This is a genomic window from Acidobacteriota bacterium (assembly GCA_033549365.1).
GTDB lineage: Bacteria > Acidobacteriota > Aminicenantia > Aminicenantales > Saccharicenantaceae > JAWSUF01.
The window spans coordinates 142,105-163,815 of the sequence record JAWSUF010000004.1 but is presented as its reverse complement, the minus strand read 5'-3'; the positions used below and the strand labels follow the sequence as shown (position 1 = coordinate 163,815).

Genomic DNA, 21,711 nt, shown 5'->3' with positions numbered 1-21,711 from the left:
TCGGCACGCCCGAAGGGGAAAGAGCGCCGCAATAAGAAAAGAAAAAATCGCGGCGCTTTTTCCGAGCCGATCCGGGGCCGGGACGGCTCGCGGGCCGAGGTTGCCGTAGCGATAAGGAGCGGACTGCGCAGGCGTAGTTCAGCTACGTCAAGCAGGCCGAGACGAAATCGATGCGGTAAGATCGGCACGCCCGAAGGGGAAAGAGCGCCGCAATAAGAAAAGAAAAAATCGCGGCGCTTTTTCCGAGCCGATCCGGGGGGGTTAGTATTTGACGGTGCACCCGTAGGGCTGCGTCACCCCCGTCTCAACGGGCCGCCCGGCTTCCATGTCGGCCAGCGCCTTTCGGATGTAGCATGTCGCCTTAGCGATATCGTCGACGTTGGCCGAACGAATGGAGTCGATCGCGCCGTTGTAGACGAGAATGCCGTCGGGATCGATGATGAACATATGGGGCGTCGTCTTGGAGTCGTAGAGCCGGCCGATCGTTCCTTCGGGATCCAGGATGACGGCGGCGGGCGCCGCATTTTTCTCCGCGGTCAGCGCATCGGCTTCCTCACCGGTGACATGGCCCTGCTTGCCGGGCGCCGAGGAAATCACGGACAGCCAGACAATGTCTTTCTCGGCGGCCATTTTCTGCAGTTCCTGCATGTTGCCGCTCTTGTAATGCTTGACGACGAACGGACAATCGTGGTTCAGCCATTCCAGAATGACGATTTTCCCCTGGAATCCGGAAAGGGTGTGGGCGATTCCCTTGGAATCCGTGCCCGTGAATTCGGGAGCTTTCTCTCCCACAGTGACCTCGGCGGCCGCGGGAACGAAAAACACAAACAGGCCGAACAGCAGTCCGGCGGCGGCGATACGATGTCGTGTCATGTCTTGACCTCCATATATAAAAATTGATTGACCAAACCGTTCAGTTTACCGGCTTCTCTTCGCCGGATCCGAACCCGGTTCGGAAATCGGAAGCTCTTTCCGGGTGAGCGGCACATCGACAAGGACGGCCGAACCTTGTTCCTCAAGCCTCCAGCCGTTTGAAGACGCGAGAACTCCCCGAAGCCGGGCAGGCGGAGCGGCGGCAAAAGGCGAAGGGCTCATGACAAGAACATAGCCGTCGTCCTCTTCCCGGAAAATCTGCGGGGCGCCGTGATCGATGACACCCTCGTTTTCAGGGAAAAAGACGACCTGTTCTGGCGCAGCCTGCGGCTTCGTCGGAAGACCGATGGAGAGAACGATCCGGTCCGGTTCCGCGGCGGCGGACACTTGCCAGTTCCGGGCAATCCGGGGCATGTCTCCGCGCACCCTGTTGAAATAAGCCTCATGACGGGAATCGCGCAGGGACTCATGGTCCGTGACGGGGATCACAAGGTCCACCTCGGAACTTCCGGGAATGCAGCCATCGCGGCAGGCCAGCCATTCCACGCGAGCCCCGATGTTCAGAAACGGTTCGGCAGGGAAACCGCAAAACACCTCGACTTCGACAAGAAGATCCACCGAACTTTCATAACCGAAAGTCACGGCCGCATCTTCGTCGAACTTGCGGGGCGCGGGCCAGGACATCCCGGAGGCGCCCACGCCGTCGGGAAGAATCCATTCGACGCGGGTCGGCAGGCCCGAATCACCCGGGTTTTTCCAATAGATATGCCAGCCCTCGGCGACTTCCAGCCGGAGCGCGATAGTGACAACGGAACCGGGACGGACAGAAAGAGCTTCCGAAATGAGCTCCGCGCGGACAAGCCCGTTTTCCGCGGCACCCGCGGCGAATCCGGCGCTGAAATGCAAAACACAGACGGCCATTGCGATTTTTCCCGCTGTTTTCATACTTTATATATATCATAGGATTAATATAGTATCAAGAGGATTGACAGAACACCCCATTCCGTGAAAAATGGCCGCATGACAAGTCCTGACAAGCTCTTCGGAATGAACCCCCGCTCCGGCCGCTGGGTCTTCATCGCCCTCGGCCTCGGCGTCAGTATCTGCCTCGGCGCGGTGTACGCCTACAGCGTGTTCAAGACGCCGCTCGAGGATCTTTTCGGTGCGAGCGCGACCCAAAGCAACCTTCCCTTTATGGTTTTTCTGGCCGTGTTCGCCCTGTTCACGTTTATCGCCGGCCGGTTTGTCGAGGTTTTCGGGCCGCGCCGCGTCATGGCCGTCGGCGGCCTTGTCGTCGGATCCGGATGGATCCTGACCATGTTCGCCCCGTCCATGACTTCGGTCGTCCTGACTTACGGCATCATCGGCGGCGCCGGAGTCGGTATTGTCTACGGCTGCCCGATCGCCGTCGCCACCCGCTGGTTTCCGGACCGCAAGGGTTTCGCCGTCGGCTTGACCATTCTCGGTTTCGGGATATCAGCGGTCGTCACGGCCCCTCTGGCCCGGGCACTCATCGCCTCACTCGGTCCCCTCAAAACCTTCGGCATCATGGGCGCGGGCATCATTCTCGTCATCGTTCTCCTTTCCCAACCCATGCGGTTTCCCACGCCCGGATGGAAGCCCGAAGGATGGATTCCACCCGAATCCCCGACGAAGAGCCCCACCCCGGCCGTAACTCCTTCACAAATGATCCGGACCCCGGCTTTTAAAGGCCTCTACCTCTGTTTCACCATCGGGACGACGGCCGGCCTCATGGCCATCGGCATCTCGGCCTCGGTCGGACGGGAAGTCATCGGACTCGGCGACGGAGCGGCGGCGGGGTTCGTTTCGTTTTTCGCCCTCTTCAACGGCGGCGGGCGTCCGCTTTTCGGTTGGCTGACGGACAGAATCGGTCCGAGGAAAACCGCCGTCCTGTCATTCGCCCTGATTTTCCTGGCTTCCCTGGGGATGCTCGCATCCGGCCCGGGAAAGACCGTGCTTTACGCCGCATGCTTCGCCTGTTTCTGGCTCTGTCTCGGCGGCTGGCTGGCGCTTTCTCCGGCGGCCACGGCGGCTTATTTCGGGGTCATGAACCACGCCAAAAATTACGGCCTGATGTTCAGCGCCTACGGAGTCGGAGCCATCCTCGGCGGCCTCATCTCCGGAAACGCCCGGGACGTTTTCGGAAGCTACCGCATGGCCTTCGGTCCGACGGCCGCCCTGGCCGTCGTAGGCATCATCCTGGCCCTGACTCTCCTCAAGCCCCCGAGCCAACGCAACCGATAAGGTCTCAAGGGGGCTGCTGGGATTTGAAAATCGGCCCGCCCTGTGCTATTTTTGAGCAACCTTCGGACACAGGCATATTGAAAATGAAACACACCGAATCGCGACGCAGATACGACTTCAAGGCCATCGAGGAGAAATGGCAGGAGCGATGGGAGACCTTCGGGCTCTTCCAGGCTCCGGATGTCCCGCGCCCCGACGCCAAGTTCTATATGCTGGTCATGTTCGCCTATCCCTCGGGCGACATCCACATGGGCCATTTCCGGAATTACATCATCGGCGACGCCGTGGCCCGGCAACAAATGATGCTCGGCAAGGACGTCCTCCACCCCTTCGGCTGGGATGCCTTCGGTCTTCCGGCCGAACGGGCGGCCATCCAGCGCGGCATCCATCCCCGGGAGTGGACTCAGGGAAACATCGAAGTCTCCCGCAAAACCCTGAAACGGGCCGGCATCTCCTTCGACTGGTCGCGCGAGGTCAACTCCTGTCTTCCCGACTACTACAAGTGGACGCAGTGGATGTTTCTCCGCCTGTTCGAGAAAGGTCTGGCCTTCCGGAAGCGCGGCTTCGTCAACTGGTGCCCCGAGGACAAAACCGTGCTGGCCAACGAGCAGGTCAAGGAGGGCCGCTGCGAACGCTGCGAAACGGTCATTGAGAAACGCGATCAGGTCCAGTGGTACTTCCGGATCACCGATTACGCCGACCGCCTCCTGGAAGGGCTCGACCGGCTGCCCGGCTGGCCCGATAACCTCAAGACCATGCAACGGGAGTGGATCGGCCGTTCCCAGGGCGTCGAGGTCGATTTCATCGTCGAGGAGACGGGAGAAAAGCTGCCGATCTTCACCACACGGCCGGACACGATCTACGGCGTCACCTTCATGGCTCTTTCTCCCGAAGCCGAGATCGTCGACCGCCTGAACCTCGAATCGCCTTACCGGGAGCAGGTCTCCGAATACCGGAAAAAAGCCTTTGCCCGAAGCGAGATCGAACGGACGGCGGGCGGAGACAAGGACGGCGTCTTCACCGGGAAATATGCCGTCAACCCGTTCAACAACGAACGGATCCCGCTCTGGGTCGCCGATTACGTTCTCGGCGGCTACGGCACCGGGGCGGTCATGGCCGTGCCCGGACACGACAGCCGTGACTTCGCCTTCGCCCGGAAATACGGTCTCCCGATCCGCATCGTCATCCATCCGGACGCGGCCACGGCACTCGATCCGGACGACATGGACGACGCCTTCACCGCTCTCGGCGTCATGGTCCGATCGGGGCCCTTCGACGGAAAGATCGGCGAGGACGGAATCGAAGCCGTTTGCTCCTGGGCCGAAGAGAAGGGCCTCGGCCGCCGCCGGGTCAACTACAAGCTCAAGGACTGGCTGATTTCCCGTCAGCGCTATTGGGGCGCGCCCATCCCCATCATCCACTGCCCGAAGTGCGGGCCGGTCGCCGTTCCGGATGCGGATCTGCCCGTTCTCCTGCCCGATGTCGAAAACTTCATGCCCGCAGGCCGATCGCCCCTGGAGGATGTCCCCGAATTCATGGACGTTTCCTGCCCCGCCTGCGGTGTGGCTGCCAGGCGCGACGCCGACACCATGGACACGTTCGTCTGCTCGTCATGGTACTTTCTCCGTTATTGCGACGCCCACAACATGGACGCGCCTTATGACACGGCCAAGGCCGACGCCTGGATGCCCATCGACCTCTATATCGGTGGGATCACCCACGCCACAGGCCACCTGCTCTATTTCCGTTTCTTTACGAAATTTCTCCACGACATCGATCGGCTGGCCTGCGACGAGCCCGACCTCCGGATGTTCAACCACGGCATGGTCCTCGACGCCAAGGGAGAGGTCATGTCCAAGTCCAAGGGGAATGTGGTCTCGCCGACCGATCTCATGGACGAGAGGGGCGTCGACGTCGCCCGCCTGGCCATGTTCTTCACGGCGCCGTCGGAAAAAGAGGTTCTCTGGTCGGAAGAGGGCACGACGGGCGTCGAAAAATTCGTCATGAACAAGTTCCTGCCGCTCATCCGTTCGCTTCGGGGGGCACGGCCCGACCTGACACGGACATTCGTCCCCGAAGACCTGACGCCTGAAGAACGGGCCGCCTATGTTCGGCTCAATCAGACGGTGAAAAAGGCCGGGGAATCCTTCGCCGCCCTTCATTTCAATACGGCGATCGCCGCCGTCATGGAGCTTGTCCGTGACTACGAACCGTCAAAGATCGAAAACGACGTCCTCAACGATCAGATCATTCTTAAAACCGTCCAGCTCTTGGCTCCTCTCGCACCCCACCTGGCCGAGGAGATGTGGGAACAAGCCGGATTCACGGAATCCGTCTTCAAATCGGCCTGGCCGGTTCACGACACCCGGGCCGTCGTCGGAGACAGGATTGCCGTCCCGATCCAGGTGAACGGAAAACTCCGAGACACCGTCGAGGTCGCCTCCAGCGCCTCGCAGGTTGAAATCGAAGAGGCGGCCCTGGCCAGCCCCCGGGTGCGCCAGCATACCGACAACCGGGAAATCGTGAAGAAAATCTATATTCCCGGACGGCTCCTCAATATTGTCGTCAAAGGATAAAACTCATGCGGAAGACAGCAAATCCTTTTTTCGCCGTCGCTCTCGGCGCTCTGGCGGTTGCCGGCTTCTTTTCCTGTTCCCACAGTGAAAAGATCGGCTCACGGGCCGAAGAACCGGTTTCAGCGTCCGGCGTCGAAATCGGACTCTCGACCCAGGCCACCACCATCAGGAATCTCACGCAGGATCCCATCGAATACGGAATCCGTCACGATGGGACGGACGGCGTCTGGGAAACGCGCGTCACCCAGCCCGGCTCGATCGACCGTATCGAGGCCGAATCGAATTTGGAAATCAGTTATACCAGCGGCGACGATCCGGTCTTCAACTCCTTGGAGACCGGCGTGCCTTATACGTTCCGCTATGTCAACGGCGACCGGGTGCAGATCTACTTGGGCTCCCACGGTCTCGAAGACGCCGAGGATCTTGCGCCCTTTGTCCCGACACCGATGCCCGTCGTCCGGCGGATGCTGGAAATGGCCGGGGTCGGGGCGGAGGACATCGTCTATGACATCGGTTGCGGCGACGGCCGCATCGTCATCGAGGCGGCCAAGACGTTCGGGGCCCGCGGCGTGGGCATCGACATCGATCCTGAAATGGTCGCAAAATCCAAGGCCAATGTCGAAGAGGCCGGCCTGAATGATCGGGTCGAAATCCTTCACATGGACGCCACGCGGGCGGATATTTCCGCAGCGACGGTCGTCACGCTCTACCTTCTTCCCGAATCGAACGAACTCCTGAGGCCGATCTTCGAGGCCCAGCTCAAGCCCGGAACGGCGGTTGTTTCCCATAATTATTCAATCGCCGGATGGGAAGACCGCAAAATCGACTTCGACACGGTCCTCGACGAGCACGGTGGAGAGCACTACATTTACCTCTACAGGCGGTGATTCCGGAATGCCCGCCGTACCGATCCCCATCGTCATCGGCGCCGCGGCCGGTGCGGTCATCGGATATTTTTTCCACAAATTCATCGGCTGCCGGACGGGCGGCTGCGTCATCGCCGGAAACCGGTATCTGTCCATCCTTTACTGGGCGATCATCGGCGCCCTGGCCGCCAATATCCTGGCGAAATTATTGAGCTGACCAGAACTTTCGACCCCACGTCGATCGAATCGTCGCCGCCGTGGCCCTCGTCTTTTCCGCCCGCATCCTTTCAGAATCGGGAAAATCATGGGATTCCGGGAACCGCTCACCGGCAAAACCTGATTCCAGTTTCTGCGTATGAAATAAAGATTGCGTGATAGCTCTATTGGAAGATCGAAGGAGTCGCCCATGAGCACGGTTCTTCGCGTCGAAGGTTTGAAGAAAACCTACGGCAAGCTGGAAGCCCTGAAGGGTATCGATTTCGAGGTTCGGGCAGGCGAGGTCTTCGCTCTGATCGGGCCTAACGGGGCGGGTAAAACGACCGCCCTGAGGATCTGCGCCACGCTCCTGACGGTGACGGACGGCCGGGTCACTTTCCTGGACTTTGACCTTCGTAAACAGCCGGACATGGTCAGGGAAAAGATCTCCTACCTGCCCGAGGAGGCCGGCGCCTACAAGAATATGAAAGGGCTGGATTATCTCAGGTTCATGGCCGGTTTTTATGCCGCCGGCGCGGGTGAGGAGAAGGAGATCGTGGACCGCGCCGTCAGGATCACGGACTTGGGTCCGCGGCTTCAGGACAAGGTCGGGACCTACAGCAAAGGCATGACCCGGAAAATCCTCCTGGCCCGGGCCCTGATGACAAAACCCGTCCTGGCCATCCTCGACGAGCCCACCTCGGGTCTTGACGTCCTGAACGCCCTCGAGGTGCGTGAGATGATCCGCCGCTACGTGAAGGAGGGCACGTCGGTTCTTCTGTCCTCGCATAACATGCTGGAAATCGAGTTTCTCTCCGACCGCGTCTCGCTGATCGATAAGGGGCGTATCCTCGACTCGGGTACGCCTGCGGAATTGAAGAACAAACATCGGGCCGAAAACCTGGAAGAGGTCTTCAGGAGCACCGTCCAATGAAAAAGTTCGCCAACCTGCTGAAAAAAGAAATGCGCGAGCTGGTGACCGCACAGCTCATCATCTCCCTTGCCGCCATGGTGTTTCTCTTCAACTTCATCGGCCGGGTCAGCCGCAAGGAGGTCGAGAAAGCCATGGGCGTCCAGACGATCGCCGTCCTGGATCTCGACCGAAGCCCGTCCTCCCGGGGGATTCTTACGGGGCTCGAAACCGCCCGCTTCAAAATCGAGTCTATGGAAGGCAAAACCCATGACGAGGCCGTCGAAGCCGCGGGACAAAGCGAGGCCAAGCTCCTCCTGGTCATCCCCGAGGGATTCGGAGATTCGCTGCAGAGCCTCGTGCCCCGGGAAGTCGAGACCTACTCCTTCATGAGAAGTTTTTCCCTGATCGGGGCCCGCGGCCAAGTCATCGTCCGGGCGGTCATCTCCGCCCTCAACGACGCCGCCTCCGACAGCTTTCTCAGGGAAAAGCTCCCGGACCACGATCCGGACGGTCTCAAGAATCCGATCCGCACCCGGGACTTCGTCATCGTCAAGGATCGAATGGCCGAGGGCTCGGCCAACGAGGTCGCCGGCCTGGTCACCTCCCAGTCGCTCCTGATTCCGGTCATCCTGATGATGATCGTCATTTACTCGTCGCAGATGGTCATTTCCGCCGTGGCCATGGAAAAACAGAACAAGACTCTGGAAACCCTGCTCACCGTGCCCATCCGACGGACCTCGATCATTACGGCCAAGATGCTGTCGGCCGGGCTGGTGGGATTGATCTCGGCTTTCGTCTACATGATCGGTTTCCGGAGCTTCATGGGGGGAATGGGAACGGACGATATCCGGGCCGCCGCCGGGGCCGCGGGCGAAGGAATCATGCGGCAGCTCGGCCTCTACTTCGATGCGGGAGGCTACGTGGTCCTCGGAGCGTCCCTGTTTCTGGCCATCCTGGTCGCCCTGGCCATGGCCATGATCCTGGGCGTCCTGGCCGAGGATTTCCGAAGCGCCCAGACCATGATCATGCCTCTCATGTTCATGGTCCTCATCCCCTATTTCATCTCCCTTTTCGCGGATATCATGACCGTCTCCCTGCCCGTTAAAATCCTGATTTGGGCCATCCCCTTCTCTCACCCGTTTCTTGTGTCCCAACACCTCTATCTCGGCAACTCGGGCATGATCGTCGGCGGTCTCGCCTACATGCTGGTCTGGTTCGTGTTCCTGGTCGGATTCGCAGCCAAAATCTTTTCGACCGACCGCATCCTGACCATGAAACTGCGTTTCGGGAAAAAGAAGGCGCAGACGGTCTGACACTCGGGCTTCCCCACGAAGCGAACCCATCGATGCGGGAGCGGGATTCGGATCAGCGCATGAATATCGCGAGGCAGCCATAAGGGCCATGAACCCGATCAACCGGGAAAGCAACCGGGACGGAGATAGCCGACGCCGGTGATTCCTAGACAATTGTCTCCAGGTTCAGTAAAATCGGGACGATTCCCGCCATGACAAAGTGGATACTTTTTCTTTGTGTCGCCGCCCTGGCCGCGGCCGCATGCTCGTCGGTCGATGCACCCGAACCCGCGCCGTTCGGGGCCGTGCCCACCGAACGCCAGATGATCTGGCACGGCATGGAGATGCACGCCTTCATCCATTTCGGGCCGAATACGTTCTCGGGCGTTGAATGGGGTGACGGGCGGGAGTCACCCGATCTTTTCCATCCGACGGAGCTCGACTGTCGCCAATGGGTCAAAGTTCTGAAGGACGCCGGGATGGAGGGCGTCGTCATCACCGCCAAGCACCACGACGGATTCTGCCTCTGGCCTTCGCAATACTCAACCCACACCGTTCGGGAGAGTTCCTGGCGAAACGGACAGGGCGACGTGCTTCGGGAACTCTCCGAGGCCTGCCGGGAATTCGGCCTCAAGTTCGGCGTCTACGTGTCACCTTGGGATCGTAACCACCCGGCGTATTTCACGGACGAATACAACACCGTCTTCAAGAACATGCTGGAAGAGGTCATGACCGGGTACGGCGACGTCTATTACCTGTTTCTCGACGGGGCCTTCAGCGTTGGCCCTGACGGGCGGAGGCAGGAGTACGACTGGGACGGCTTCGTCGAGGTCGTCCGGCGGCTGCAGCCCGACTGCGTCATCTTCAGCGACGCCGGTCCCGACGTCCGTTGGGTCGGAAACGAAGACGGGCATGCGGCCGAGACGAACTGGTCGACTGTCCATTCGGGCGTCTTCTATCCGGGCATTCCCGGCGTGTCCGACCAGTTGCTGACCGGCCACGAGGACGGCGACCTGTGGATCCCGACCGAGGTCGATGTCTCGATCCGGCCGGGCTGGTTCTACCGCGAAAGCGAGGATGCGGCCGTCAAATCCGTCGGGCATCTGATCGACATCTGGTACCGCTCGGTCGGGATGAACGGGAATCTCCTTCTGAACGTCCCGCCGGACCGGCGCGGCATCATTCACGAAAACGACATCCGGGCGCTCATGGGTTTGAGGGCACATCTCGACGCGGCTTTCGCCGAAAATTTGGCTCTCGGCGGCAAGGCGGAAGCGACGAATGTTCGTTCCAATTCCCGGAAATACGACGCTTCTCAGGCCGTCGACGGCGATCCCGAAACCTACTGGGCGACGGACGACGGCGTCACATCCGCATCTCTGGAAATCGATTTGGCCGAACCCGCCACCGTCGGGACGGTTCTTCTCCGGGAATATATCCGCCTGGGTCAGCGCGTCCGCGCCTTTGCGGTCGAGGCGCATGTCGACGGAGACTATCTCGAGGTTGCCCGGGGAACGACGATCGGCAACCGCCGGATCCTGCGGATCCCGCCCTTGGAAACCCGCAAGCTCCGGATCCACTTTGACGCCAAGGCCGCCCCCCTCATCTCGACCGTCGCGGTTTACCGCTGAGCGTCAAGCCAGCTTGGCCAGAACTTTGAAGCGCTTGTCCTCCCAAACGGGTTCGAAATCCCTGTCATTCTGAGCCAGAACGGCCAGGAATTTGTCTTTCTGGATCGCCTTTTTCAAGTGCTCGAGGCAATCGTCATCGTTCCCCGTCAGGCAGGAGACCTGGGCCAGGAGGTAGTGAACCCGTCCCTCGTCCGTTTTGAAATCCAGGGCCTTGTTCAGGATTTTCGCGGCCTCGTCGTAGTTTTCCTGCTGGATGCGGTAGATACCGCACATCACGTGATCTTCGTAAGTCTTCAGCGAGACGGTTTCCTTTTTCGGCCGCCGGCGGGCGATTTCGAGATACATCCGGGCCCGGTCAACAAGTTCCAATTCCACGGCATATTTTTCAAGAAACGCTTCCAACTGGGCGGAGGCTTTGTCCATGTCCCCCTTGCGGAAGTCCTTCATGGCCTGACCGAATGCGGCCAGGGCTTTCTGGTATTCGTCTTTTTTGGCCTTCTTTTCGCTCATATGAATGCTCCTGGGAAATCTTGGGTTGTTTTTGGACGCTATTCTACAGCAGACCGGCGGTTTTGACAAGAACCCGGCCTATACGAACACCGCAAGAGACGAATCGTCACGGAGGGCCCGGACCATCCGGAGATGCAGGGCATGTCCCGCCCGAACGGCGGCGAAACGTCCCAAAACGGGGCAGCCGAGAAGAAAAAGGTCGCCGATCATATCCGCAATTTTGTGGCGGACGCATTCGTCGGGAAAGCGGAGGGGGCCGTTCATGACCCCGGTTTCGTCGAAGACGACGGCATTGTCCAGGGACCCGCCGAGAGCCAGGCCGCGGCGGCGAAGATCGTCGACATCCTTGAAAAACCCGAACGTTCTGGCCGGGGCGATCTCCCGAAGAAAGGTGTCCTCGGATACGGCCAGTTCCAGTCGCTGCCGGCCCACGGCCGGATGATCGAAATGGATGTCATAGGAAATTCGGAAAAACTCATCGGGTTCGACGGAGAAGGACGCCTCTCCATCCTCGATGGTGAAAGGCCGGATGATTTTCAGTTTCTTTCTTTCGACCGGAACGGGCGACGTCCCGGCGTCGGAAATGGCCCGGGCATAAGGAAGAGCGCTTCCGTCCAGAATCGGGGGCTCTTCAGCGTCGAGTTCGATTCTCAGGCTGTCCACACCGCAGGCCGAAAGCGCGGCCATCAAATGCTCGATGGTCAGGACGCGGACGCCCCCGGATGACAGCGCCGTGAAGCGGCCCGACTCAACGTCGGCTTCGACCGGCCGGATTTCACCGTCGATGTCCGTTCTCACGAAAACCAAATCCCCCCTCTCGGAGGGCATGAGCATCATCGTCACCGGTTTGCCCGTGTGGACGCCGACCCCGGAAAAACGGAGAGGAGCGGCCAAGGTTCTTTTGTATTCCATTTCGCTTAGTATAGCTCCAGGAACGGGCTCGCCGCAAATATGAATTCGATCCTCGCGGGCTGTGATATAATGGCCGGGTGAAAAACCGAATCGAAGACATCCTGAAGCAGGTCCGCGACGGAGTCCTGACCCCCGAGGCCGCCCTCGAAGAACTGAAGGATTTTCCCTGCCGCGATCTCGGGTTCGCCCAGATCGACCACCACCGGGAACTCCGGAAAGGCCATCCCGAGATCATTTACGGGCTGGGCAAAACGCCCGATCAGATTATGAAAATCTCCGCCGAAATCCTGGAGAAAGGCAGCAACCTCCTGGTCACCAAGGTCAAGCCCAAGACCTGGGATATCATCCGCGAAGGCATTCCCGGAGCGGTCTACAATGAACTCGGCCGGACGGTCAGCCTGATGACCTCCCCGCCTCCTCCCGGGAAAGGACGGATCGCGGTCATCACCGCCGGGACGTCGGACATCCCCATCGCCGAAGAAGCCTGCGCGACTTCTGAAATCCTCGGCAACGAGACCGAACGCATCTACGATGTCGGCGTGGCCGGGCTTCATCGGATCCTCGGCCAGTACGAAAGAATCCGGAAAGCCCGGGTTCTCATCGTCGTGGCCGGCATGGAAGGAGCCCTGCCCAGCGTCGTGGCCGGCCTCACGGCCGTGCCCATCGTGGCCGTTCCGACAAGTGTGGGATACGGGGCGAGTTTCGGCGGGCTGGCCGCTCTCCTGGCCATGCTGAATTCCTGCCCGGGCGGAGTCGGCGTGGTCAACATCGACAACGGCTTCGGCGCAGCCTACCTGGCCAGCCTGATCAACCACCTCTGAAAAAGGACACGGTTCGCTTGACAATCATCCTTACCGTCCCTATATTGTATTGGATTCTCCGACAGATATTTTAATATGGAAGTTATAGAAAAGATTAGAGAAATCTCTTCTATCGTCGAGATCGCCTCCCAATACACGACGCTGAGGAAACGGGGGCGGACGTTCGTCGGTCTGTGCCCTTTTCATTCGGAAAAAGGCCCGTCTTTCCACGTGGACGACGAAAAACAGCTCTACCACTGCTTCGGCTGCGGAGCGGGAGGCGATGTGTTTTCCCTGGTCATGGAAAAAGAACGCCTCACGTTTCCCGAAGCCCTCCGCTACCTGGCCGAGAAATACCGCATCCCTCTTCCCGCAACGCGAGCCGAATCGGCCGCCTCGCGGCAGGAGGATGCCATTCTCCGCGTCAACGAACAAGCCCTGACCTTCTTCCAAAAGAGCCTGTCCGGCGGCGGAGAAGGTGCGGCGGCGCGTGAATACCTGAAGAAACGCGGGCTGACCGACGATCTTGTCCGCAACTTGAAGATCGGTTACGCCCCGAACGTCTGGGACGGACTCCTCAGGTACGGCCGGAAAAACAATATCCCCGCAGCCCTCCTGGAAAAAGCGGGCCTCGTTCTTCAGGGCCGCAAGCCCGGAGAGCATTACGATCGCTTCCGCGGTCGGATCATCTTTCCCATCTTCAGCCTCTCCGGCAAGGTCGTGGCCTTCGGAGGACGGACGCTTTTCGACGCCGATCCCAAATACCTGAACTCGCCCGAAACTCCCGTCTATACCAAGGGCCGGCATCTCTACGGTCTCCATCTCGGCAAGGAGGCCGTTCGCAAGGCCGGAGAACTCATTCTGGTCGAGGGGTACACGGACCTCATCGGCCTCTTTCAGGCCGGTTTCGAAAACGCTGCAGCCTCCCTGGGAACAAGCCTGACCTCCCATCAGGCGGCCCAGGCGGCCCGGTTCGCCCCCCGGCTCGTTCTCGCCTACGACGGCGACGAGGCCGGGAAGACGGCCGCCCTCCGGGCCGTTCCCATCTGTTTTGAAAGAGGTCTGCACGTCCGTGTCTGTCTTTTTCCCGAAAAGCTCGACCCGGACGCCTTTCTTCGCAAATACGGCCGGGATCGTTTTTCCTCCCTTCTGGAGAAAGCCGTTTCCGGAATCCGGTTTCTGGTCGATCACCATGCCGGAAACGGCCGCATGGACGTTCCGGAGGAAAAAGCCAAGGCCGTCCGCGCCGTCCTCAGGGACCTCGAAAGGATCCCCGACGCGCTGGTTCAGAGCGAGTATTTCCGGCAGGCCGGCGAACTCCTCGGCGTCGGGGAAGCCGTCCTCCGCTCGCTGGCCGAACACCGGTCCGAACGGGCCGCGGCCGACCCCGGAGACCGGTTGTCCCCGGCCGAGCAGCGTCTCTTCCGGGTTCTCATGGAGGATCCGACCGCCGCGCCGGAAGTTTTTGCCGATGTCCGGGACGACGACTTCAAGGGACTGCCGTCCGAACCGGTGTTCGCCTTCATCCAGGATTGCTTTCGTGAAAACCGGCCTTGGAGTCTGTCCGAAATGAAAGACCGCATCCGGCCGGAGCTGTTCAACCTCCTGTCCCGGGCGCTCATGGAAAAAAACACCGGCGCCACCATCGAAGAAGCCAGGGACTGTCTGCATTGTCTGCGAAAAGTCCGGCTCCATGCCCGGCTCGCGGAAATTCAAAAGGACATCATTCAATCGGAACGGAAAGGGGAAAAGGAACGGGTGGCTTCGCTCATGTACCTGAAACAGGACGTGACGAAGCAAATCCTTTCCCTGTGACGCCCATGGCGGAGAAGCAACCCAGTCGAGGAGAGTGACGTGTCGGCGGAAAGCAAATTTCAAAAAAACGAAATCCACCAGCTGATTTCAAAAGGGCGGAAGCAGGGCTACCTGCTGTTCGAGGAAATCGACAAGACCTTCACGGACGAAATGGACGCCGGGCGGGACTTCGACGATTTTCTCTCCTCGATGGACGACTACGGCATCAAGATCCTGGACTCGCGCCAGAAGGAGATTCTCCCCCGGCGGCGCAAGAGTGACCTGATTTCCTCGCACGGGCTGGAACGGACGACGGACCCGGTCAAGCTCTACCTTCGGGAAATGGGCAACATCGCCCTTCTGACCCGTGAGGGCGAGATCGCCATCGCCCGGGAAATCGAACGGGGAGAAAAGGCCATCGTCAAGGCCCTGTCCCGGACCCGTCTGGTTCTGAACGAAGTTCTGCAGATCGAAGACCGGCTCATGGAAAACGCGACCGTCATCCAGGAAATGTTCGACTACACCGAAGACGACATCGCCGAAGGAAAGATCGAGGAGAAAAAGAAGCAGATCCTGGCCAAAATCAAAAAAATCCGTGACCTGAGCGACAAGCTGGACAAGATTCCCGTCGTCCGCAAGAAAACGGTCAGCCGCGGCCGGGTCATCGTCCGGATCAGCCGCATCATCCGGGATCTCAATCTCCGAAGCTCCCACAAGGAACGCATCATCGAGGAACTCCGGGACCGGCTGCGCATCGTCAACGAGCTCGAAGACCAGAAGGACGACATCGCGGCGGCCCTGGCTTCCAAACGAAAAAAGGATGTGGCCGCCCTGAAACAGAAGCAGCGGGAAATCGGCCGGATCATCCGCCGCCACCAGACTGATATCGGACTGAACCCCCAGTCCCTCCGCAAAGCCGTGCGGGCCATCACCACGGGAAAGAAGATCAGCGACCAGGCCAAAAAAGAACTGGTCGCGGCCAATCTGAGGCTGGTGGTCTCCATCGCCAAAAAATACAGCAATCGCGGGCTCCAGTTTCTGGATCTCATCCAGGAAGGCAATATGGGCCTCATGAAGGCCGTGGAAAAGTTCGAATACCGGCGCGGCTACAAATTCTCGACCTATGCCACCTGGTGGATCCGCCAGGCCATCACCCGGGCCATCGCCGACCAGGCCCGGACGATCCGCATCCCCGTCCACATGATCGAGACGATCAACAAGCTCATCCGCGTGTCGCGATCGCTCGTTCAGGAGATCGGCCGGGAACCGACCTGCGAGGAGATCGCCCGCAAGATGGACCTGCCGGTGAGCAAGGTCCGCAAGATCATCAAGATCGCCCAGGAACCGATCTCTCTGGAAACGCCCATCGGCGAGGAGGAAGACAGCCATCTCGGCGACTTCATCGAGGACAAGCTCATCCCCTCGCCCCCCGACACCGTGATTCACATCAATCTCCGCGAGCAGATCGAAGAGGCCCTGAAATCCCTGACCGACAGGGAGGCTCGGGTCCTGAAGATGCGTTTCGGACTCGGCGACGGCAACGAACATACTCTGGAGGAAGTCGGGCAGCAGTTCAAGGTCACCCGGGAACGCATCCGCCAGATCGAGGCCAAGGCCCTTCGCAAACTCAAGCATCCCAGCCGGAGCCGGAAGCTCAAGTCCTTCACCAGCAACACCTGAACGCCGGGCCGAACACGACGAAACCGCCTCACCGGAACTCCCCGCCTTGTTTGACTTGGCCGGGCGATTTTGTTATAACAGCGGCCAGGGGCCTATAGCTCAGCGGTAGAGCTTCCGGCTCATAACCGGCAGGTCCCAGGTTCGAATCCTGGTAGGCCCATCTGACCGTGAGGATCATAATGTGGATATTGCGTTCGAACCGTTAATCAAACTCCAGGAGATCGATTCAGAGATCCACACCGCCTCGCTTTACCTCGAAAGCCTTCCCCGCCTCATCAAGGATATCGAAGACAAGATCGCGGCCGGATCGCGGGCCGTGGCCGAATCCCGGGAGAACCTCGCCCGGAATCAGAAGAACCGCCGTGACCTCGAAACCCGGGTCAAGGATATCAAGGTCCAGATCGGCAAGTACAAGCGCCAGTTGAACGAGGTCAAATCCAACCGGGATTACCAAACCCTTCTCAAGGAAATCGAAGATTCTCAGAAGAAGGTCGATGAAATCGAGGAAACCATCATCAGCGAGATGCTGGCCGCCGACGACATCGAAGACGCCATCCGCGACGCCCAGATGCGCCACAAGAAGGACGAGGAAACCTTAACGGCCGACATCCAAGTGCTACGGGCCAAGCAGGCCGAAATGGAAGCCTGGATGAATCAGCTCGAACAAGAGCGGTCCGCCCTTGTGCCTCAAATTCCGGCCGATCAAACGGAACTCTATGCCTCCATCTTCAAGAAGCGGGGCGGAAATGCGCTCTCGCCGGTCAAGGGTGATTTCTGTTCGCTGTGCCACATGCGCATCCGTCCCCAGATGCTGAACGAGATCCGGGAACGGGCGTCGCTCATCTTCTGCGAAAACTGCGGCCGGATCCTCTACTGGCCCGAAAAGCCCGAGTGACCGCCCCGGCGTTGCCGAGATCCGACAGTTAATCCACCCGAACGATTCCGGAAGCGGGGAAACCCATAAGATAAGAAAAAGGCGGGCCTGCAAAAGATCCGCGGGACTTGTGACCCGGCTTACCCGATGGGGGCGTCGCCGGTCTCGTCCGTGTACATGGCCTCGATGAGCTCGCCGTATTTCTTTTCGATGGCCTTCCGCCGGACCTTGAGCGTCGGCGTGATTTCCCCCTCCCCGATTTCGAAATCCTTCTCGAGCAGCGTGATCTTCTTGATTCTCTCGTAGGGAGCGAGAACGGATACGGCCCGTTCGATCTCGGACATGACGTGGGACACAACCTTTTCGTTTTTCACGAGATCGGCCCGATCCTTGAAAACGATGCCGCCGGCCTGGGCGAAGGCCTCGAGCTTCTCATAATCGGGAACGATCAGCGCGGAGACGAATCGTTTCCGATCGCCGATCATCACGGCGCCGGTGACGAGCGGGAGCGTTTTCAGGAGGTTTTCAATCGGCTGCGGCGCGATGTTCTTTCCGCCCGAGGTGACGATCAGGTCTTTCTTGCGGTCGGTGATGACGAGATAACCGTCGGGATCGATATGCCCGATGTCTCCGGTTTTGAACCACTCGCCGTCGAAGACCTCCCGGGTTTCGGCTTCCTTCTTGTAATAGCCCTTCATGATGTTCGGGCCCTTGGTCAGGATTTCGCCGTCCGGGGCGATTTTGACCTCGACACCCGGGATCGGGTGTCCGACCGTGCCGAACCGCAGGCGCTCGAAGGTGTTGCAGGAAACGACGGGCGAGGTTTCGGTCAGCCCGTAGCCTTCCATGATGTAGAGGCCGATGGCATGGAAAAACTCCGCAATGTCCTTCGACAGCGGAGCGCCTCCGGAAACGAAGAAGCGAACCCGGCCGCCGGTCCGGGCGACGACCTTGGCGAACACCAGCTTGTGGGCCAGTTTTCTCTTGAACTTCAGGGGTCCCGAAACGGGTCGGCCGGCCAGCGTCCGGGCGCTGTGGGCTTTTCCGGTTTTAATCGCCCAGAAGAAGATTTTTCTTTTCACGCCGGAGCCGGCCAGGACCGCGTCCATGACCCGGGCGTAGATTTTTTCGAAAACCCGGGGCACGCTGACCATGATGTTCGGTCGGACTTCCAGAAGGTTCTGGGCGACCGCCTCGACGCTTTCGGCATAGGCGATGGAACAGCCCCGGTAGACATAAGCGAAGGTGACCATCCGTTCGAGCACATGGGAGAGCGGCAGGAATGAGAGAACCACATCGCGGTTGGAGAATTCGAGGAGCGTCGCGGCCGTCGTGACATTGCTCAGGAAATTGCCGTGAGTGAGGATAACGCCTTTGGGAACGCCGGTCGTCCCCGACGTGTAGATCAGCGAGGCTTCGTCTTCGCCCTTGACGGCGAGCGCCATCTCCTTGAACAAACCCGGTTCGGCCGCGTCGATCCGGCGCCCTTCGGCCATGACGGCCTCCAGAGTCAGCACACCGTCCGGTGCTTTATCGGCGAACGTGATGAAGTGCTTGACTTTGTCGAGCCGGGCGCGGATGGCTTCGATTTTGGCCCACTGAACGGCGTCGGAGACCACGACGATTTTGGCGTCGGAATCGTCGATGATGTAGGCGATTTGGTCCGGAACGAGCGTCGTATAGATCGGAACCGTCAACGCGCCGTTGCAAAGGGTCGCGAAGTCCGAAATCGTCCATTCCGGCCGGTTTTCGGCAAGGATGACCAGCTTGTCCTCCTTGCCGAGACCGAGATTCCTCAGTCCCAGAGCCATGTGCCGGACGCGTGTCCCGAATGTTTCCGTGGACAGGGGCGCATAGGCACCGTCTTTCTTGTAGAGCATGAAGTCGTCCTTGGGATAGGACGCCAGCGTGTTGAGCAGGAGACCCGCCAGAGATTGCATCACTTTTCCTCCACCATAAAAGTGGGTGTATTTTATGTTTCGTGTCGGGAGTTGTCAAGGCGGTCTTGAACGGCATGCGCCGGCCTTCCTCGACCGCCTGAGGAAGAGAGTTTCGGGCCGGGCTCAGCCGGACCGGCGATTCAATTCTCGCCGGCCTTGGCGATGGAGCAGATGCGGTCGCTTTCCTCGAGGTTGATGATGCGGACCCCCTGGGTGGCCCGGCTCAACGGCCGGATGGCCGTGGTCTGGATGCGGATGACCTTCCCGGCTTCTGTGATGACGAGAAGATCGTCCTCGTGGATTCCGACCATCCCCAGGGCGTTCCCGACCTTGGGGGTGATTTTGAGGTTCAAGACACCCTGCCCGCCGCGGCCCTTGGGGGGATATTGGTCAACGGCCGTCTTTTTGCCGTAGCCGCGCTCCGTGGCCGTGAAGACGAATTTCTCGTTTTCGCCGACCACGATCATGCCGATGACCATGTCCTTCGGGCGCAGGCGGATGGCCTTGACGCCGGAGGCGGTCCGGCCCATCGCCCGGATCAGGCTTTCCTTGAAGCGGATGGCCCGGCCGAGCATGGTGCCGATGATGATGTCATTTTTTCCGTTGGTCATCTGGGCGGAAAAGAGATCGCTCTTCGGACGGAGCGTGATAGCCGCAATACCGCCCCGGCGGACATTCCGGTATTCGCTGAGCCGGGTTTTCTTGATGATCCCGTCCGTCGTCAGCATGACGATGTAGCGATCCTCGGAGAATTCCTTGACGGCCAGAACGGAGCGGGCCTTCTCACCCGGAGCGAACTCGATGAGGTTGGCGATGGATTTGCCCCGTCCCGATACGCCGACATCGGGAATCTCCAGGGCTTTGAGCCAGTACATCCGGCCCGTATTGGTAAAAAAGAGAAGATAGCTGTGCGTGGAGCAGACAAACAGGTCTTCGACCACGTCCTCGGGCTTCATCTCGATGCCCTTCCTCCCTTTGCCGCCCCGGATCTGAAAGTGGTAGGAGCTGAGCGACGTTCTCTTGATATAGCCCGACGACGTGATGACGATAGCCACGTCCTCTTCCTTGACGAGATCCTCCCTCGTGAGCTCGGAGATCGCCTCGTCGCGGATCTCGGTCCTGCGGGCGTCGCGGTACTCCTCCTTGACCTGCTTGAGCTCATCGACAATGATTTCCTGGATGAGATTGTCCGAAGACAGGATCTTTCGCAGGCGGGCGATGAGCTTCTTCAGCTCTTCGTACTCCTTCTGGATCTTTTCCCGTTCGAGCTGGGTCAATCGCTGCAGGGGAAGATCGAGAATGGCCTGAGCCTGGATCTGGGTCAAACGGAAGCGGGCGATCAGCTCGCGCCGCGCCTCGTCGGGCGTCTTCGAAGCCCGGATGAGCTTGATGATGGCATCGAGGTTGTCGATGCAGATGACCAGTCCTTCGATGATGTGGGCCCGCGCCTCGGCCTTTTTCAGCTCGAAGCGTGTCCTCCGGCGGACAACATCCTGCCGGTGGGAAACGAAATACTTCATGACATCGACGATATTGAGGATCTTCGGCTGTTTGTCGACGATGGCCAGCATGATGATGCCGAAGGAGGTCTGAAGAGCCGTGTGTTTGTAGAGATTGTTGAGGATGATTTCGGGGAGCTCCCCTTTTTTAATCTCGACAACGATCCTCATGCCTTCCCGGTCGGACTCGTCCCGGATGTCGGCGACTCCCTCGATCTTCTTGTCGTTGACGAGTTGGGCGATGTTTTCGAGCAAGCGGGACTTGTTGACCTGGTAGGGAATCTCGGAGACGATGATTTTGTCCTTTTCCCCTTTGGCGCCTCTCTCGAAGGCCGTCTTGGCCCGGACGTGGATGATGCCCCGCCCTTCCCGGTAGGCGTCGATGATGCCCTGCCGTCCGTAGATGATGCCTCCCGTCGGAAAATCCGGTCCCGGAACGAATTTCATGATCTGGTCCACGGTCGCCTTGGGATTCCGGATGAGGTGGATGACGCCGTCCACAACCTCTTCCAGGTTGTGCGGCGGGATATTTGTGGCCATGCCGACGGCGATGCCGTTGCCTCCATTGACCAGAAGGTTGGGAAACCGGGCCGGCAGAACCTCGGGCATATCGAGACTTTCGTCGTAGTTGGGGACGAAATTCACCGTATCCTTTTCGATGTCGGCCATGAGCTCCTGGGCGATCTTGCGCATGCGGACTTCGGTGTAACGCATGGCCGCCGGCGGATCTCCGTCGATGGATCCGAAATTGCCCTGGCCGTCGACCAGGGTGTAGCGGAGACTGAAGCTCTGGGCCATTCGGACCAGGGTGTCGTAGACGGCCTGGTCGCCGTGGGGATGGTACTTCCCGATGACGTCGCCGACGATGCGGGCCGATTTTTTATAGGGCTTGTTCCAGTTTGTGCCGGTTTCATGCAGGGCGTAAAGCACCCGCCGGTGAACGGGCTTGAGGCCGTCCTTGATGTCGGGGATGGCCCGCCCGATGATGACGCTCATCGCGTAGTCCATGTAGGACCGCTTCATTTCTTCTTCGAGACTGACCAGATTGTGTTCGCCGTCCATGGGGGACTCCTTGTCAGGTTGTCTTCGGG

Annotated in this window: 17 protein-coding genes and 1 tRNA gene; 12 read left to right on the top strand and 6 right to left on the bottom strand. The window is 59.7% G+C overall.

Translation table 11 applies throughout. From position 1 onward, the window contains the following. Nucleotides 1-261 precede the first annotated feature (261 nt). Complete coding sequence (locus SCM96_08085) at nt 262-873, bottom strand: redoxin domain-containing protein (protein ID MDW7760582.1); 612 nt, start codon at nt 871-873, stop codon at nt 262-264. Between the two features lie 45 nt (nt 874-918). Further along, nucleotides 919-1,818, bottom strand: coding sequence for a protein-disulfide reductase DsbD family protein (locus tag SCM96_08080; GenBank protein MDW7760581.1), 900 nt, complete (start codon nt 1,816-1,818; stop codon nt 919-921). A gap of 75 nt (nt 1,819-1,893) precedes the next feature. Between SCM96_08080 and SCM96_08075 the strand changes: the two genes are divergently transcribed. The 7 genes from SCM96_08075 to SCM96_08045 all read left to right on the top strand — a co-directional run bounded on the left by SCM96_08075 (nt 1,894) and on the right by SCM96_08045 (nt 10,611). Further along, nucleotides 1,894-3,138, top strand: a complete 1,245-nt coding sequence (locus SCM96_08075; GenBank protein MDW7760580.1) for an OFA family MFS transporter — start codon at nt 1,894-1,896, stop codon at nt 3,136-3,138. An 83-nt stretch (nt 3,139-3,221) separates the two neighbouring features. Beyond that, nucleotides 3,222-5,714, top strand: coding sequence for a leucine--tRNA ligase (leuS, locus tag SCM96_08070; protein ID MDW7760579.1), 2,493 nt, complete (start codon nt 3,222-3,224; stop codon nt 5,712-5,714). 5 nt (nt 5,715-5,719) lie between these two features. Beyond that, nucleotides 5,720-6,601, top strand: a complete 882-nt coding sequence (locus tag SCM96_08065; protein MDW7760578.1) for a class I SAM-dependent methyltransferase — start codon at nt 5,720-5,722, stop codon at nt 6,599-6,601. Nucleotides 6,602-6,608: 7 nt separating this feature from the next. Then, nucleotides 6,609-6,797, top strand: a complete 189-nt coding sequence (locus SCM96_08060) for a DUF6132 family protein (GenBank protein ID MDW7760577.1) — start codon at nt 6,609-6,611, stop codon at nt 6,795-6,797. Between the two features lie 189 nt (nt 6,798-6,986). After that, on the top strand, nt 6,987-7,709 hold the full coding sequence (locus SCM96_08055; GenBank protein ID MDW7760576.1) for an ABC transporter ATP-binding protein: 723 nt from the start codon (nt 6,987-6,989) through the stop codon (nt 7,707-7,709). After that, nucleotides 7,706-9,001, top strand: coding sequence for an ABC transporter permease (locus SCM96_08050; GenBank protein MDW7760575.1), 1,296 nt, complete (start codon nt 7,706-7,708; stop codon nt 8,999-9,001). Before SCM96_08055 ends, SCM96_08050 begins: the two co-directional genes overlap by 4 nt. 191 nt (nt 9,002-9,192) lie before the next feature. Further along, nucleotides 9,193-10,611: an alpha-L-fucosidase gene (locus tag SCM96_08045; GenBank protein MDW7760574.1), complete on the top strand. Its 1,419-nt coding sequence runs from the start codon at nt 9,193-9,195 to the stop codon at nt 10,609-10,611. Nucleotides 10,612-10,614: 3 nt separating this feature from the next. Here the strand turns inward: SCM96_08045 and SCM96_08040 are convergent, their stop codons facing one another. Both SCM96_08040 and lpxC read right to left on the bottom strand, forming a co-directional pair. Further along, on the bottom strand, nt 10,615-11,121 hold the full coding sequence (locus SCM96_08040) for a tetratricopeptide repeat protein (protein ID MDW7760573.1): 507 nt from the start codon (nt 11,119-11,121) through the stop codon (nt 10,615-10,617). Between the two features lie 78 nt (nt 11,122-11,199). Next, a complete protein-coding gene (gene lpxC / locus SCM96_08035; GenBank protein MDW7760572.1) occupies nt 11,200-12,033 on the bottom strand; it encodes a UDP-3-O-acyl-N-acetylglucosamine deacetylase in 834 nt (277 codons plus the stop codon). Nucleotides 12,034-12,110: 77 nt separating this feature from the next. On the opposite strand from lpxC, the gene larB reads away from it, so the two are divergent. The 5 genes from larB (at nt 12,111) to SCM96_08010 (ending at nt 17,202) form a co-directional block, all read left to right on the top strand. After that, nucleotides 12,111-12,854 (top strand): nickel pincer cofactor biosynthesis protein LarB, encoded by a 744-nt coding sequence (gene larB, locus SCM96_08030; GenBank protein MDW7760571.1) that lies wholly within the window; start codon nt 12,111-12,113, stop codon nt 12,852-12,854. A 75-nt stretch (nt 12,855-12,929) separates the two neighbouring features. Beyond that, a complete protein-coding gene (gene dnaG, locus SCM96_08025; GenBank protein MDW7760570.1) occupies nt 12,930-14,648 on the top strand; it encodes a DNA primase in 1,719 nt (572 codons plus the stop codon). A gap of 39 nt (nt 14,649-14,687) precedes the next feature. After that, nucleotides 14,688-16,307, top strand: coding sequence for an RNA polymerase sigma factor RpoD (gene rpoD / locus SCM96_08020; GenBank protein MDW7760569.1), 1,620 nt, complete (start codon nt 14,688-14,690; stop codon nt 16,305-16,307). A gap of 88 nt (nt 16,308-16,395) precedes the next feature. Further along, nucleotides 16,396-16,467, top strand: a tRNA-Ile gene (locus tag SCM96_08015). A gap of 21 nt (nt 16,468-16,488) precedes the next feature. Then, entirely contained in the window at nt 16,489-17,202 is a 714-nt protein-coding gene (locus SCM96_08010) for a C4-type zinc ribbon domain-containing protein (GenBank protein ID MDW7760568.1), read from the top strand. Nucleotides 17,203-17,321: 119 nt separating this feature from the next. Here the strand turns inward: SCM96_08010 and SCM96_08005 are convergent, their stop codons facing one another. Both SCM96_08005 and gyrA read right to left on the bottom strand, forming a co-directional pair. After that, nucleotides 17,322-19,121 carry a long-chain fatty acid--CoA ligase gene (locus tag SCM96_08005; GenBank protein ID MDW7760567.1) on the bottom strand — a complete coding sequence of 600 codons (1,800 nt, stop codon included), beginning with the start codon at nt 19,119-19,121 and terminating at the stop codon, nt 17,322-17,324. A gap of 140 nt (nt 19,122-19,261) precedes the next feature. Then, the gene (gyrA, locus tag SCM96_08000; GenBank protein ID MDW7760566.1) at nt 19,262-21,682 is read right to left on the bottom strand and encodes a DNA gyrase subunit A; all 2,421 of its coding nucleotides are present in this window, start codon (nt 21,680-21,682) and stop codon (nt 19,262-19,264) included. Nucleotides 21,683-21,711: the final 29 nt, after the last annotated feature.